At 65.2% G+C, this 15,398-nt stretch carries 13 protein-coding genes; 10 read left to right on the top strand and 3 right to left on the bottom strand.

Translation table 11 applies throughout. From position 1 onward, the window contains the following. Positions 1-183 precede the first annotated feature (183 nt). The 9 genes from RAD15_RS35655 to RAD15_RS35615 all read left to right on the top strand — a co-directional run bounded on the left by RAD15_RS35655 (position 184) and on the right by RAD15_RS35615 (position 9,799). Entirely contained in the window at positions 184-1,131 is a 948-nt protein-coding gene (locus tag RAD15_RS35655) for an aminoglycoside phosphotransferase family protein (RefSeq protein WP_458183489.1), read from the top strand. 391 nt (positions 1,132-1,522) lie between these two features. Continuing rightward, a complete protein-coding gene (locus tag RAD15_RS35650; protein WP_458183396.1) occupies positions 1,523-3,145 on the top strand; it encodes an ABC transporter substrate-binding protein in 1,623 nt (540 codons plus the stop codon). A 209-nt stretch (positions 3,146-3,354) separates the two neighbouring features. Continuing rightward, positions 3,355-4,368 carry an ABC transporter permease gene (locus tag RAD15_RS35645; RefSeq protein ID WP_458183395.1) on the top strand — a complete coding sequence of 338 codons (1,014 nt, stop codon included), beginning with the start codon at positions 3,355-3,357 and terminating at the stop codon, positions 4,366-4,368. A 3-nt stretch (positions 4,369-4,371) separates the two neighbouring features. Further along, positions 4,372-5,271 (top strand): ABC transporter permease, encoded by a 900-nt coding sequence (locus RAD15_RS35640; protein WP_458183394.1) that lies wholly within the window; start codon positions 4,372-4,374, stop codon positions 5,269-5,271. A 91-nt stretch (positions 5,272-5,362) separates the two neighbouring features. Continuing rightward, positions 5,363-7,081 (top strand): dipeptide ABC transporter ATP-binding protein, encoded by a 1,719-nt coding sequence (locus RAD15_RS35635; protein ID WP_458183393.1) that lies wholly within the window; start codon positions 5,363-5,365, stop codon positions 7,079-7,081. Between the two features lie 15 nt (positions 7,082-7,096). Further along, complete coding sequence (locus RAD15_RS35630) at positions 7,097-7,276, top strand: DUF4089 domain-containing protein (RefSeq protein WP_128930863.1); 180 nt, start codon at positions 7,097-7,099, stop codon at positions 7,274-7,276. Positions 7,277-7,283: 7 nt separating this feature from the next. Further along, positions 7,284-8,678 carry an AtzE family amidohydrolase gene (locus tag RAD15_RS35625; RefSeq protein WP_458183392.1) on the top strand — a complete coding sequence of 465 codons (1,395 nt, stop codon included), beginning with the start codon at positions 7,284-7,286 and terminating at the stop codon, positions 8,676-8,678. A 1-nt stretch (position 8,679) separates the two neighbouring features. Then, positions 8,680-9,072 (top strand): oxalurate catabolism protein HpxZ, encoded by a 393-nt coding sequence (gene hpxZ / locus RAD15_RS35620; RefSeq protein ID WP_458183391.1) that lies wholly within the window; start codon positions 8,680-8,682, stop codon positions 9,070-9,072. Positions 9,073-9,076: 4 nt separating this feature from the next. Beyond that, positions 9,077-9,799: a GntR family transcriptional regulator gene (locus tag RAD15_RS35615; protein ID WP_458183390.1), complete on the top strand. Its 723-nt coding sequence runs from the start codon at positions 9,077-9,079 to the stop codon at positions 9,797-9,799. 137 nt (positions 9,800-9,936) lie between these two features. Here the strand turns inward: RAD15_RS35615 and atzF are convergent, their stop codons facing one another. Together atzF and RAD15_RS35605 are read right to left on the bottom strand one after the other, a co-directional pair. After that, complete coding sequence (gene atzF / locus RAD15_RS35610) at positions 9,937-11,745, bottom strand: allophanate hydrolase (protein ID WP_458183389.1); 1,809 nt, start codon at positions 11,743-11,745, stop codon at positions 9,937-9,939. A gap of 192 nt (positions 11,746-11,937) precedes the next feature. After that, the gene (locus RAD15_RS35605; protein WP_458183388.1) at positions 11,938-12,432 is read right to left on the bottom strand and encodes a MarR family winged helix-turn-helix transcriptional regulator; all 495 of its coding nucleotides are present in this window, start codon (positions 12,430-12,432) and stop codon (positions 11,938-11,940) included. Positions 12,433-12,586: 154 nt separating this feature from the next. Here RAD15_RS35605 and RAD15_RS35600 point away from each other — a divergent pair, with 154 nt between their 5' ends. Beyond that, positions 12,587-14,437: a feruloyl-CoA synthase gene (locus RAD15_RS35600; RefSeq protein WP_458183387.1), complete on the top strand. Its 1,851-nt coding sequence runs from the start codon at positions 12,587-12,589 to the stop codon at positions 14,435-14,437. Between the two features lie 394 nt (positions 14,438-14,831). Here RAD15_RS35600 and RAD15_RS35595 read toward each other — a convergent pair whose 3' ends face one another. Next, positions 14,832-15,338 (bottom strand): MarR family winged helix-turn-helix transcriptional regulator, encoded by a 507-nt coding sequence (locus tag RAD15_RS35595; protein ID WP_458183386.1) that lies wholly within the window; start codon positions 15,336-15,338, stop codon positions 14,832-14,834. Positions 15,339-15,398 lie beyond the last annotated feature (60 nt).

Raw genomic sequence — 15,398 nt, 5'->3', positions numbered from 1 at the left:
ATCGTCATGGCCGGGCAAAGCCGTCCGAAGGACGGCGTCGCTTCGCTCGCCTATGTCCCGGCCATCCATGCCTTGCTGCGCCCGAAGAACGTGGATGTCCGGGCCTTCGCCTCGCCGAAGCGGCTTCGGCCGCGCAGGCGGGACAAGCCCGGGCATGACGAGCTCAGGCGCATCAGGTTTGCGATGTCGATGAAGCTGCCTCTTTTCACCGACGCAGAGACCTTCCGCGCCTTTCGCTCCGCTTCCCCAGGATGGCTGCCGATCGCACTCGACATCGCGCGCAGCCACGGTCTCGATACCGGCGCGCCGCATGTGTTTGCCGCCGGCACCAATCTCGTGCTCGGCCTCGGCGAGACGCTGATCCTGAAAATCTTCCCGCCGCTCTTGCGCGCGCAATTCGTCTCCGAGCGCGGGTCGCTGACACAGCTCAAAGGCCACCTTCATTTGCCGATCCCCGAGATCGTCGCGGAAGGGACGCGCGATGGCTGGCCCTATCTCGTCATCACCCGCCTTGCCGGCACGCTGGGCTCGGAGGTCTGGCCGTCATTGCCGGAAGACCAGAAGGAGCGCGTGCTGCGCCAGATCGGCGAGACCATCGCGTCCGTGCAGCGTGCCCCGCTCGGTCCGCTCGCGCAGATCGAGCCGCGCTGGGACGATTTCATGCGTGCCCAGATGCAGGCGTGCCGCGCACGGCACACGCGTCTCGGCCTTGCGCCGAAATTCCTCGCAGGCCTTCACGATCTGCTGCGCGACGCAGCCGAACTCATCCCGATGGATGCACCGCCGGTGATCCTGATCGGCGAATACATTCCGGAGAACTTTTTGCTCGCGTGCCACGACGGCGACTGGTCACTCGCCGGCCTGTTCGACTTCGGCGACGTCCGGGCGGGGTGGCGCGATTACGATCTGCTCGGCCCGAGCGCCTTCATGTCGGCCGGCCGGCCCGGCCGGGTGCGCAGCCTGCTCGGAGGTTTTGGCTATGCGAAGCCGGACTATGCACTCAAGCGCCGCCTGATGGCGCTGATGCTGCTGCACCAGGCCAGCGACCTCAACAGCCACATCTGCATCGAGGGCTGGCAGGAGAAGGCGGACGATCTGGTCGAGCTGCAGGAGCTGATCTGGGCGGAGTGAGCGCGCTCGCGCGTCTACCTCCGCCGTCGTCCTGGACAAGCGAAGCGCCGATCCAGGACCCATTACCCCAGGGAGAAGTCGGCGTGCGAGGTCGCAACCACGAGCCTTCGCAAAACCCCTCCCTGGGGTAATGGGTCCTGGCTTTCGCCAGGACGACGGCGGAGATTGAGTAGCCCACGAAATGAGCCGGCTCTCTCACAAGTCTATTTTATGTGCAAATGCGTAGCTTTGTATGCAATTCAGCAGGTCTAGGCGGGAAAGCCATTTGCCGCCGAGGCTCATATTCATCAAGTTATTTCAGTTGCTTAACGACGTCGTAACCGCCCGTTAAGCCTTGGCACGAACCTTGCGAATCCAGTTCCAACCAAAAACTTTGTGTTGGAGCGATTTCATGAAGCGCCGCGATTTCCTCAAGTCCGTTTCCGGATTGGCCGCAGGCGCGGCGCTTCCGGCCATGCCGTCCGTGATCTCCTCCGCCTATGCCGATGCGCGCTCGGAGACGCTGCTGATCGTCTCCGAAGGCGGCCCCAACAATCTCGACATCCACGGCGTCGGCACCAACGTGCCCGGCTATGAGGTGTCCTGGAATTGCTATGACCGCCTGCTCAGTCACGAGATGAAGGTCGGCCCCGGCGGCGTGCCCTATTACGACCGCGACAAGTTCAAGGGCGAGCTCGCCGAAGACTTCAAGATCGACGACATGTCGGTCACCTTCAAGCTGAAGAAGAACGCCAAATTTCACGACGGCACGCCGGTGACCGCCAAGGACGTGAAGTGGTCACTCGACCGCGCCGTCAGCGTCGGCGGCTTCCCGACCTTCCAGATGAGCGCGGGCTCTCTCACAAAACCCGAGCAGTTCGTCGTGATCGACGATTACACCGTGCGCGTCGACTTCCTGAAGAAGGACAGGCTGACGATTCCCGATCTCGCGGTGATCGTGCCCTGCATCGTCAACTCCGAACTCGTGAAGAAGAACGCCAGCGAGAAGGACCCCTGGGGTCTCGAATTCACCAAGCAGCAGACCGCGGGCTCCGGCGCCTACAAGGTGACGAAGTGGACTGCCGGCACCGAAGTCATCATGGAGCGCAACGAGGATTGGGTCGGCGGTCCCCTGCCGAAGATCAAGCGCGTGATCTGGCGCATGGTGCCGCAGGCCGGCAACCGTCGCGCGCTGCTGGAGCGCGGCGACGCCGACATCTCCTACGAGCTGCCGTTCAAGGATTTCCAGGAGATGAAGGCGAGCGGCAAGCTCAACGTGGTGTCGCTGCCGTTCTCCAACGGCATCCAGTATATCGGCATGAACGTGACCAAGCCGCCGTTCGACAATCCGAAGGTGCGGCAGGCCATCGCCTATGCGCTGCCGTATCAGAAGATCATGGACGCCGTGCTGTTCGGTCTCGGCAATCCCATGTTCGGCGCACCTGCGGACAAGCCGACCGAAGTCGCCTGGCCGCAGCAGCACAAATACAACACCGACATGGAGAAGGCGAAGGCGCTGCTGGCTGAGGCCGGCTACGCCAACGGCTTCGAGACCACGATCTCGTTCGACCTGAATTTTGCCGGCGTCAACGAGCCGCTCTGCGTGCTGGTGCAGGAATCACTTGCGCAGATCGGCATCAAGACCACCATCAACAAGGTGCCCGGCGCCAACTGGCGCACCGAATTGAACAAGAAGGAGATGCCGCTCTTCACCAACGTGTTCTCGGGCTGGCTCGATTACCCCGAATACTTCTTCTACTGGTGCTATCACGGCAACAATTCCGTCTTCAACACCATGAGCTACAAGTCGGCGGAGATGGACAGACTGATCGACGGCGCGCGCACCGCCGCCGCGACCGGCGATACCGCGACCTACGACAAGGATGTGAAGGGCTTCGTCGATCTCGCCTACGCCGACGTTCCGCGCATCCCGCTGTACCAGCCCTTCGTCAACGTCGCGATGCAGAAGAACATCTCTGGCTATCAATACTGGTTCCACCGCCGCCTCGATTATCGCGCGATGGCGAAGGGGTGAGGCGTCATGAGTGAGGTGAGCACGCTCTTCAGGCTCCCTCCCCCCTTGTGGGGGAGGGTTGGGGAGAGGGGTAGCCACGAACTCAAACCTCTCCCGGAGCCACCCCCCTCCCTAGCCCTCCCCCACAAGGGGGGAGGGAACACAGCGGAGTGCGTGGCGATCTTCTCGCGAAGCAGCACAAGCGATCCTTCATCAAGGAGTGCCGCCCCATGCTGACCATGATCGGCAAGCGCCTGATGTTCGCGATTCCCTCGCTGATCGGGGTCGTCATCGTCACCTTCCTGCTGACGCGCGCGCTGCCCGGTGATCCCGCCGCCTACTTCGCCGGTCCCGCCGCAACCAAGGAAGCCGTCGAGCAGATCCGCAAGAAGCTCGGCCTCGACCGGCCGCTGATCGAGCAGTTCTTCCGCTACACCAACGATCTCGCCCATGGCGATTTCGGCAACTCGCTCACGACGGGCCAGCCGGTCGCGGCCGAGATCCGCAATCGCCTGCCTGCCTCCGCCGAATTGACGCTGCTTGGCCTCATCGTCTCCATCGTCATCGCCATTCCGCTCGGCGTTCTCGCGGCGACGCGACCGGGGTCATGGGTCGATCACTTATGTCGCGTGACGACGACAGCCGGCGTTTCGCTGCCGGTGTTCTTCACCGGCCTCGTGCTGGTCTATGTCTTCTATTTCCGGCTCGGCTGGTCGCCGGCGCCGCTCGGCCGTCTCGACGTGTTCTACAGTGCGCCGCCGACGGTGACCGGGTTCTATCTGATCGACACGCTGATCGCGCGTGACCTCGAGGCGTTCCGCTCGGCGCTGAGCCAGCTGATATTGCCGGCGACGACGCTCGCGATCTTCTCGCTGGCCCCGATCGCGCGCATGACCCGCGCCTCCATGCTCGCGGTGCTCGCGTCCGAATTCGTCCGCACTGCGCGCGCCAGCGGCCTGTCGCCGGCGACCGTCATCGTCACCTACGCCTTCCGCAACGCGATGCTGCCTGTCATCACCACGCTCAGCATGGTGTTCTCGTTCCTGCTCGGGGCCAACGTGCTTGTCGAAAAAGTGTTCGCCTGGCCCGGCATCGGCTCCTACGCGGTGGAAGCGCTGATCTCGTCGGACTTCGCGCCGGTGCAAGGCTTCGTGCTGACCATGGCGGTCATGTACGTGCTGCTCAATCTGATCATCGACATTCTCTATGGCGTGATCGATCCGCGCGTCAGGTTGGAGGGCTAATCCATGAGCTCCGTTGCGCCTGCTGTTGAACCCGTCGGGCCCGCCCGCACCTCGGGTCTCGTCGCGATCCTCGAACAGACCCGTTACGTTCTCGGCGAGAACAAGGTCACGGGCTTCGCCTTCGCGCTGCTGATCGTGATCCTCCTTGCCGCGATCTTCGGTCCCTATGTGGTGCCGTATGACCCGCTGGCGTCCGACACCGCGGCGTCGCTTAAGCCGCCGTCGGCCGCACACTGGTTCGGCACCGACCAGTTGGGGCGCGACATCTTCAGCCGCGTCGTCGTGGCAACGCGGCTCGATACGTTCATCGCGGTCGCCTCCGTCGTGCTGGTGTTTCTGATGGGCGGGCTTGCCGGCATCGCGGCGGGCTATTTCGGCGGCTGGACCGATCGCATCGTCGGCCGCATCGCCGACACCATCATGGCCTTCCCGCTGTTCGTGCTGGCGATGGGCATCGTCGCAGCCCTCGGCAACACGGTGCAGAACATCATCCTGGCCACGGCAATCGTGAACTTCCCGCTCTATGCCCGCGTCGCGCGCGCTGAAGCCAACGTCCGCCGCAACGCCGGCTTCGTGCAGGCCGCGCGTCTCTCCGGCAACGGCGAATTCCGCATTCTGCTGTTGCACATCCTGCCCAACATCATGCCGATCATGATCGTGCAGATGTCGCTGACCATGGGCTACGCCATCCTCAACGCCGCGGGCCTCTCCTTCATCGGCCTCGGCGTCCGCCCGCCGACCGCCGAATGGGGCATCATGGTCGCGGAGGGCGCGGGCTTCATGGTGTCGGGCGAGTGGTGGATCGCGCTCTTCCCCGGCCTTGCCCTGATGATCGCCGTGTTCTGCTTCAACCTCCTCGGCGACGGCCTCCGCGACATCGTCGACCCCCAGCGGAGGACGTGATGGCAAATTTACGGTCAAAATTCTTCAATGATTCCAATGGCATTCTACTGTGCATGGGGTTGTTTTCGCGCCTTTTGATCGGGAGGCCCTCATGACCGCCCAGCCCCTGCTCGACGTCCAGGACCTCACGGTCGAGTTCTCCACCCGCCGCGGCATCGTCAAAGCCGTGCAGCACGTCAACATCTCCGTCGCCAAGGGCGAGACGCTCGCCATCGTCGGCGAGTCCGGCTCCGGCAAGTCGGTGACGTCCTACGCGGTGATGCGCATCCTCGACCGCGCCGGCAAAATCGCCGAGGGCTCGGTGATGTTCTCCGGCATCGACGTGAAGGCCGCGAGCGAAGACCAGATGCGCGACCTGCGCGGCCGCGAAGTCTCGATGATCTTTCAGAACCCGCGCGCGGCGCTCAATCCGATCAGGAAGGTGGGGGATCAGATCGAGGACGTGCTGCGCACCCATGTGCAGCAGGCGATGGTTTCGGATCACGGAGAAAAGGCGATCGAGGCGCTGGAGCAGGTCAAGATCGCCCGCCCGCGCGAGCGCTACCACGCCTATCCGTTCGAACTGTCAGGCGGCATGTGCCAGCGCGTCGTCATCGCGCTCGCCCTTGCCTGCAATCCGCAGCTCCTGATCGCGGACGAGCCGACCACCGGCCTCGACGTCACCACGCAGAAGGCGGTGATGGACCTGATCGTAGAGCTGACCAAGCGCCGCGCGATGTCGACGATCCTGATCACGCACGACCTCGGCTTGGCGGCCGCCTATTGCGACCGCGTCGTGGTGATGGAGAAGGGCCGCGTGGTCGAGACCGCCAAGGCCGCCGACATCTTCGCCAATCCGCAGCATCCCTATACGAAGAAGCTGATGCGCGCGACGCCGCGGCTCGGTGTGAGCTTGCGAGATCTGTTGCCGGAAGAGGAGGGCGCTGTGCCTGCCGCACCCGCGGAATCCGCACCGGCGGCAGCTGAGAGTCAGAAGCCTCTCCTCCTCATCGAAAAGCTCGTCAAGGAATACCCCCGCCAAGGCGCCACCGCCACGCTCGGAAAACTGTTCGGCCGCAAGCCACCCGTGGAGCCGGATGTGTTCCGCGCCGTCGACGGCATCAGCTTTTCGATCGGCCACGGCGAGAGCGTCGGCCTCGTTGGCGAATCCGGTTGCGGCAAGTCGACTACATCGATGATGGTGATGCGCCTGCTCGACCAGACCTCCGGCCTGATCCAGTTCGACGGCGAGGACATCGGCGGCATCGCGCCCGCCGGCTTCGCCCGGCTGCCGCAGCGCAGCCGCATCCAGATGGTGTTCCAGGACCCGACTGACAGCCTCAACCCGCGCTTCACCGCCGCGCGCGCCATCGCCGATCCGATCATGCAGCTCGGCGACATCAGGGGGCGCGATGCGTTGCGCGCCCGCTGCGAGGAACTGGCAACCATGGTCGGCCTGCCGCACAATCTGCTCGATCGCTTCCCGCACCAGCTCTCCGGCGGCCAGAAGGCCCGCGTCGGCATCGCCCGCGCCATCGCCCTGCATCCCAAGCTCGTGATCCTGGACGAGCCGACCGCGGCGCTGGACGTCTCGGTGCAGGCCGTGGTGCTGAACCTGCTCCAGGACCTCAAGGCGCGGCTAGGTATGAGCTATCTGTTCGTCTCGCATGATTTGAACGTAGTGCGCTTGTTGTGCGATCGTGTCATTGTGATGCGGACGGGTCGAATCGTCGAGGAAGGCTCATCCGAGAGGGTCCTCAGCGATCCGCAGGACGACTACACCAAGGAGCTGTTGACGGCGATCCCGCATCCGCCGTTGCCGGTGCACTGATTGTTTGGGAGCGTGATGGCCGAGCCGCTGGACGATTATATCGACGCCGTATCGAAAGCACTCGCGCTGCCGGTCGAGGAGGCATGGAGGCCCGCGGTGCGCGCCAATCTCGAGGTCTCGCTGCGGCTTGGCCGCCTCGTCGACGAATTCGCGCTGCCGGACGAGACCGAGCCGGCGCCGATCTTCACGGCTTGATGTTGCCATGACCACCAAGCCAGAGATGAGCGCTGCCGAGATCGCGAGCGCGGTTGCGGCCGGCAAGATGTCCGCGCTCGCAGCCACTGAAGCAGCGCTGGCGCGCATCAAGCAGCACGACACCGTTCTCAATGCCTTCACCGACGTCACCGCCGGTCGCGCCCGCGCGAAAGCGCGCGCGATCGATGCCGACATCGCGGCCGGCAAGACCGTCGGCCCGCTCGCCGGCGTGCCCTTCGCGGTGAAGAACCTGTTCGACGTAGCCGACCTTGCCACCCGCGCGGGCTCGAAGATCAACCGCGACCTCGCGCCCGCAAAGCGCGACGCGACCTTGATCGAGCGGATGGAAGCCGCCGGCGCCGTGCTGGTCGGCGCGCTCAACATGGGCGAATACGCCTACGACTTCACCGGCGAGAACGTCCATGACGGCCCCTCGCGTAATCCGCATGACACCACGCGGATGAGCGGCGGTTCTTCTGGTGGTTCGGGCAGCGCCGTCGGCGGCGCGCTGGTGCCGATCTCGCTGGGCTCGGACACCAACGGCTCGATCCGCGTCCCGTCCTCGTTCTGCGGCATCTTTGGCCTGAAGCCGACCTGTGGCCGGCTGTCGCGCGCGCGCTCGTTTCCGTTCGTGGCGAGCCTCGATCATCTCGGGCCATTCGCGCGCTCCGTCACCGATCTCGCGCTCGCCTATGACGCGATGCAGGGGCCTGACGCCGACGACGGCGCCTGCGCGGCGCGTGGGCTGGAGCCGACGCTGCCGCTGCTCGGCAATCCGGTTTCGGACCTGCGCATCGCGATCGCCGGCGGGTACTTTCAGAAGAACGTGTTTCCGGAAGCCGTCGAAGCCGTCAGCCGTGTCGCCAAGGCGCTGGGCGTAACACAAGTGGTCGATGTTCCCGAAGCCGCGCGCGCCCGCGCCGCGGCTTACGTCATCACCACCACCGAAGGCGCTTCGCTGCATCTCGATCGCCTGCGCAAGCGCCCGAATGACTTCGATCCCGCCGTGCGCGATCGGCTGATCGCGGGCGCCATGGTGCCGGCGCCGCTGGTCGACCGCGCGCAGAAATTCCGCCGCTGGTATCGCGCGCAGCTCGCCGAGATCTTCAGGTCGGTCGATGTGCTGATCGCGCCGGCAACGCCGTGCACCGCGCCGAAGCTCGGTCAGGTGAATTTCAATCTCGACGGCGTCGAATTGCCGGTGCGCGCCAATATCGGCATCCACACCCAGCCGATCTCCTTCATCGGCCTGCCGGTGGTTGCCGTGCCGGTGCCGCTCGAGCCGCTGCCGATCGGCGTGCAGATCATTTGTGCGCCGTGGCGCGAGGACATCGCGCTGCGCGTCGCGTACGCGTTGGAGAAAATGGGCGTTGTCGCCGCGCCCAGCCCAAAAGGAATTTGAGATGGAGATCGATCTCCCCGACGTGATCGCGGAAGTCAAAGCCGCGTTCGAGCGCTATGAGCAGGCCCTCGTCAGCAACGACGTCGCCGTGCTCGGCGAGCTCTTCCGCAACGACCCGCGCACGCTGCGCTATGGCATCGGCGAGAACCTCTATGGCTACGAGGCGATTTCCGGGTTCCGCGCCGGCCGCTCGCCGGTCGGCCTCAACCGCCGCACCGCGAAGACGGTGATCTCGAGCTATGGCCACGACACGGCCGTGGCCTCCACCTTGTTCTATCGCGACACGGCTCCCGGCAAGGTCGGCCGGCAGATGCAGACCTGGATTCGCTTCCCGGAGGGCTGGCGCGTCGTCGCCGCCCATGTCAGCATCATCGACGAGTCGAAAGAGACCTGACCGTATGACGCTTGACGATTTTCCGCCCGGGACATTGCCGGCCGAGCCGGTGGTGCCGCGCGTCGATCGGGCACAGCCCAGCGTGCACAAGGTTACGCGCGCCGAGGAGTTGCGCTTGCAGCTCGCCGACGAGATTGTGCGCGGAACCCTGGCGCCCGGCTCGCCCTTGGACGAGACCGACATCGCGCGGCGCTTCAACGTTTCCCGCACGCCGGTCCGCGAGGCGCTGCGCCAGCTGGTGGCGAGCGGTCTCGTCGAGGCCCGCGCCCATCGCGGCGCGGTGGTAGCGCAGCCGTCGATCGAGCGGCTGAAGAGCATGTTCGAGGCGATGGCGGAACTCGAGGCGCTGTGTGCCGGTCTTGCTGCCGAGCGTATGTCCGCCGCCGAGCGCCATGGTCTGGAAGCCATCCACGAAGAGCTGCGAGTGTTGAGCTACGCCGGCAATCCCGATCGCTTCCACGAGGTCAACGAGCGCTTCCACAACGCGATCTATGCGGGATCGCAGAACGGCTACATCGCCGAAATCACGCTCGCCACCCGCGTCCGCGTGCAGCCGTTCCGCCGCGCCCAGTTCCGCAATCTCGGTCGGTTGGCAAAGTCGCAAGCCGAACACGACCGCGTCGTCGTTGCCATCATGCGCGGCGACAAGCAAGGCGCCGCCGCCGCGATGCGCGCGCATATCGAGCTGGTGCGCGGGGAGTATGAGATCTACGCGGTGTCGGTGTAGGGCCGCACACGCGGTGCCGTAGGGCGGGTTAGCCGAAGGCGTAACCCACCGCAGTCTGTATCCGCAGAAGGAGAAGAGGTTGGTTAGCCCTGCGATTGCGCTTTGCGCAATCGCAGGGCTAACCAACCCTACGAGACCTACGTTTTCGCACCTTCCGCCATAAACTTCCGCCAGCCGCCGTACGCCGTGATATCGCGCGCCTCGCCCAGCACCTCCGGCTCGACGAGAAAGCCCTTCACGCTGCGGCCGTCTGCAAGCCGTACCGTGCCGATCGCCATCGGCGCGGGAATCGCGTTGACGAACTTGCCGAAGGCGGCTGACGAGAGCGACCAGATCTCCAGCTCGATCGACGCACCGTTGCCTGCTGCGACACGCAACATGCCGGGCTTCGGCGGCATGGTCTTCAGCGCATAGAGCTTGTAGTCCGGCGCCGTCCTCGTCGCTTCGATCAGCTTCGCGTTCAGGGCTTTCAACTCGCCGTTCAACGCCATGCCGGACAGATGCGCGCCAACCACCGCGATCGGAATCTCGTCGATGCCGCTTGCGGCAAGCGGCGCGAGCGCGGGCTGCGCTCCGCCCTTTGCCCCGACGCTCAGCTTCGTATCCGCATGGAAGACGCGGCCGATGCTCGCGAGCAGTGCATCGCGCCCCGCTGGCGCGAGCAGCGTGATGCCGAACGGGATGCCGTCGCCGCGCATCGACGCCGGCACCGCGAGGCCGCAGAGGTCGAGCAGGTTCACAAAGTTGGTGTAGGTGCCGAGCCGGCTGTTGAGCTCGATCGGATTGGCGAGCACCTGCGCGATCGTATAGGTCGTCGGCGCCGTCGGCAGCACCAGCGCGTCGATATTCGCAAAAGTCCGCTCGGCAATCTTGCGCAGGCCCTGCAAGCGGTAGAGGGCGGAGAAAGTCTCTGCCGCTGTCAACCGCGCTCCCACCGCGGTGATCTCGCGCGTGACCGGATGAATCGAATCGGGCGCGGAGGCGAGCAGATCCTTGATCACGAGATAACGTTCGGCGACCCAGGGCCCCTCATAGAGCAGCCGCGCCGTCTCGTAGAACGGTTCGAGGTCGAACTCGACCAGATCAGCGCCAAGCGCGGCCCAGCGCGTCAGCGCATCGGCATAGGCGGCTTCCGATTTTTTGTCGCCGAAGAAGATCAGTTGTCCGTTGCGCGGCACGCCGAGGCGCAGGTTCGCCGGGAAGGGCGTGACCGGGCCGAGCGGCCGATCGCGCGAGAACGGATCGGCCTGGTCGGGCCCGGTCATCACCGAGAGCGCAAGCGCGGCGTCGTCCACCGTCAAGGCGAAGACCGAGATGCAGTCGAGCGTGCGGCAGGCCGGAACCAGCCCCGCGGTCGAGATCATGCCGAGGCTCGGCTTCAGCCCGACGATGTTGTTGAGCATCGCCGGGACGCGCCCGCTGCCGGCGGTGTCGGTCCCCAGTGACAGCGGTACGAGGCCAGCACCCACGGCGACTGCCGATCCCGAACTCGATCCCCCCGGAATCAGATCGTCGTGGATCGAATTCCTGGGAATGCCGTAGGGCGAGCGCACGCCGACGAGGCCGGTCGCGAACTGGTCGAGATTGGTCTTGCCGATGATGATGGCGCCGGCGGCGCGCAAACGCTCGACCGCGGTCGAGTCATGCGCCGGGGTGTAGGAGAAGGCGGGGCAGGCCGCGGTGGTCGGAAAGCCCAGCGCGTCGATGTTGTCCTTCACGGCGACGGGGATGCCGTAGAGCGGCAAGCCGGCGGCATCCTTTCGCGCCGCGAGCTTCTCAGCCTCGGCGATCGCGTCTTTCTCGTCGCGCAGGCTGATGAACACGGCGGGATCGTTGTGGTCGCGGATGCGCTGATAGGTCCGCGCGACCGTCTGCCCCGGCGTCATCGTGCCCGCGCGATGCGCGGCCACGATCGCGGCGATCGTTTCAGGCTGCTCAGCCCCCATGGTGACAAAACTCCGGCAACTGTTTCACCCGGATTGAAGCAAGCGATGTGCCATTGTGTACAGAATCCGGGCAGGCGCGATGCCTCGGATATTATCGTGGGATCAGTGGCTTGGGAGAAATTTCGAGGGACGGGCGGGTTGCCGCGGCAGCGCCCTGTTCCGGGCATTTGCCCAATTCATGTGCAGTCGGGATCAGGTGAAGTCAGCGAGGATCCGGAGCAGCTGCTCCCGGTTCTCCTTGCCGATCCTGTCCTCGACATTCCGCTCGTGCGCGGCGGCGAGGCGCTTGAATTTGGCCAGCGCCGTCTCGCCCTGCGTCGTGAGGTGCAGCGCGTGGGAGCGCCGGTCCGCCTTCGACTTGACCCGCTTCACCAGCTTGCGCGCCTCGAGGCTGTCGAGCAGATGCACCAGCCGGGCGCGCTCGATGCCGAGGCGTTTTGCCACCGCCATCTGCGACAGGCCCGGATTGGCGCCGATCACCGTCAGCACCGAATATTGCGTCGGCCGGATATCGACGTCGCCGAGCGTCTTGATGAAGTCCTGGAAAATCCAGATCTGGAAGCGCCGCACCGCATAGCCGGCGTGGCCGACCAGCGCATCGAGGCCGATCTCGTCGGCGTCGTTCCGCCGCGCCGCACCGTTGCCGGATCGCTTACGCACGGAGGTCTGGGCTGCGTTGGCTGTCACGTTGCGTCTCCTGCCGGAGCGTTCTTGTAGCGTCTTCGCCGCACGAGCGAAAGATTGTTGTTGACGACAACAATTGCCATGACCAACATTATGGCCAACGCAGCCCGGAACGAGGCTGCGGCCGATCCGGTCGTCCGGGCGGAGGAGGAAGCCCATGACAACCGCCCTACGCGGTGATGCCGCAAGCCTGTTTGCAACACCCAGGACCGTCGCCGAGCACCGCGCCGACGGCAGCATCGTGCTGCGCTCGCCGGAGCCCTTGCGCGAGAGCGCCCGCTGCATCGGCGATTGGCTGGAGCAGTGGGCGAGGCAGACGCCCGACAAGATATTCCTCGCCGAGCGCGGCAATGTCGAAGCGCCCTGGACCACCGTCACCTATGCGCAGGCGCTGCGACAGGTGCGCGCGACGGCGTCCTGGATCCTGGCACAGGGTCTCAGCGCAGAGCGTCCGCTCGCGATCCTCTCCGATAACAGTATCGATCATGCGCTGCTCGCGCTCGCCGCCCAGCATGTCGGCGTGCCCTCGGCGGCGATCTCGCCGGCCTATTCGCTGATGTCGAAGGATTTCGACAAGCTCAAGAGCATGATCGCACTGCTCGAGCCCGGCGCGATCTATGTCTCCGCCACAAAACCATTTGCGGCGGCGCTGGCGGCGATCAAGCCGCTTCACACGGCGCAGATCATCAGCGGCATCGACGGCGATGCCGATGCGTTGCCCTTCAGCAGCATCGCGACAACGGCTGAGACGCCCGACGTCGCAAAAGCCTTTGCCGCGGTGACGCCGGACACGATCGCGAAATTCCTGTTCACTTCGGGCTCGACCGGCGCGCCCAAGGCGGTCATCAACACCCAGCGCATGTTGACCACGAGCCAGCAGGCCAAGGCGCAGACCTGGACCTTCATCGCGCCGGGGCGCGGTGATCTCGTCATTCTCGACTGGCTGCCCTGGAGCCACACGTTCGGCGCCAACCACAATTTCAACCTCGTGCTGCGCAACGGCGGCTCGCTCTATATCGACGGCGGCAAGCCCGCGCCCGGTCTGTTCGCGACGTCGCTCGCCAATCTGAAAAGCGTGATGCCGACGGTCTATTTCAACGTGCCGCGCGGCTTCGACATGCTGATCGCGGCGCTGCGCGGCGACGAGGAACTCCGTCGGCGTTTCTTCAGCGAGGTGAAGTTCGCCTTCTATGCCGGCGCGGCGCTGCCGCAGAACCTCTGGGATGCGCTCGAAGAGCTCTCGATCAAGACCGTCGGCCGCGCGATGCCGATGGTTTCGGCCTGGGGCTCGACCGAGACCTCGCCGCTGGCGGCCGACTGCCATTTCCTCGCCGAACGCTCCGGCAATATCGGCGTGCCCATTCCCGGCACCGAATTGAAGCTCGTCGCCTCCGGCGACAAGCTGGAGGTGCGTGTGCGCGGTCCCAACGTCACGCCGGGCTATTGGAAGGCGCCGGACTTGACCAGGCAGGCTTTCGACGACGAGGGTTTTTATCTCATCGGCGATGCGGTGAAGCTTGCCGACCCGGAGCGGCCGGAGCGCGGGCTGTTCTTCGACGGCCGCGTTGCGGAAGACTTCAAGCTCAATTCCGGCACCTGGGTCAGCGTCGGCACATTGCGCGTCGCCGGCATCGCCGCGCTGGCGCCGCTCGCGCAGGACATCGTGGTCGCGGGCCATGGTGGTGACGAGGTGCGCTTCCTGGTGTTCCCGAATATCGCGGCTTGCCGCGTCCATGCCGGCCTGGGCGAGACGGCTGATGTGAATGAGGTGCTCGTGCATGACAAGGTCAGGACAGCGATCGCGCAAGGCTTGGCGAGGCTGAAGCAGGAGGGGTCCAACTCCTCTGGCCATGCCACGCGTGCGCTGCTGCTGGTCGAGCCGCCGTCGGTCGATGGCGGCGAGATCACCGACAAGGGCTACATCAACCAGCGTGCGGTGCTGACGCGGCGTGCCGATTTCGTGGCGCGACTGAACGACGATGCGTCGGACGCGTGGATCGGGCTGTAACTGGCCGTGGTCTTCCCCTCTCCCCTTGTGGGAGAGGGTGGCTCGCCGCGAAGCGGCGAGACGGGTGAGGGGTTGTCTCCGCGTGTGAATCCCTCTCAGTGAAGCTCGCGGATAGAGACCCCTCATCCGGCGCTTCGCGCCACCTTCTCCCACAAGGGGAGAAGGGAAGAGGGGGAAGCATGCGCAACCAGGCCAGCCAACCTGCCGTAATATCTTGCATGATTCTTTTGTTGCCTAAGCAACTAATTTGTGCGAACCGTTCCAAAGAGGATGACGGCGGGAGGAACCGCCGCGTTCGGTTTCGGAGGAAGCAATGCGCGGCAGCAAGGGTGCCGTCGGCAAAGGCCGGCTTGTGCCTGGGAATGACAGCGGACCGCGCCTGGCGCGAGGCCCGTCAGGTGTCCGCGCTGCCGGTGACCGCGCCGAGATTTTCGTGCAGCCGGCGGAGCAGGCCAATCAGCACCTCACGCTCACCCTTGTCGAGGCACGACAACAGCCGCCGCTCGCGCTCGAGCGCCGCAACGATCACCTTGTCATGGGTGGCGCGGCCCTTCGCGGTCAGCGAAATCGAATGGGTGCGGCCGTCGTTCGGGTCGGTGCGGATCGAGACCAGCCCGCGCTTCTCGAGGCCGGCCAGCGTCCGGCTCACAGGCCCCTTGTCGAAGCCGATGACGTGGCAGATGCGCGAGGCCGGAATGCCGGGCTCGATCGCCAGCAGCGACATGACCCGCCATTCCGTGACGTTGACGCCGAATTGCTTCTGATAGAACGCGGTTGCGCTGTTCGAGAGCTTGTTGGCGATGAAGGTGACGAACGCCGGGACGTAACGGTCGAGATCGAGTGTCGGTCCCGCCTCCGTGGGCGCAGGCTTCTGGCGGGATCTGGTCGAAGGCGCAGGCATATCGGGGTTCTGACTCGCGGCGGGTTCGCTGACCTAAGGGCATGCGCCGCTCTTTCACAA

It is taken from the genome of Bradyrhizobium sp. 14AA, from assembly GCF_054185205.1.
This window is presented reverse-complemented; position numbering and strand designations above follow the sequence as displayed.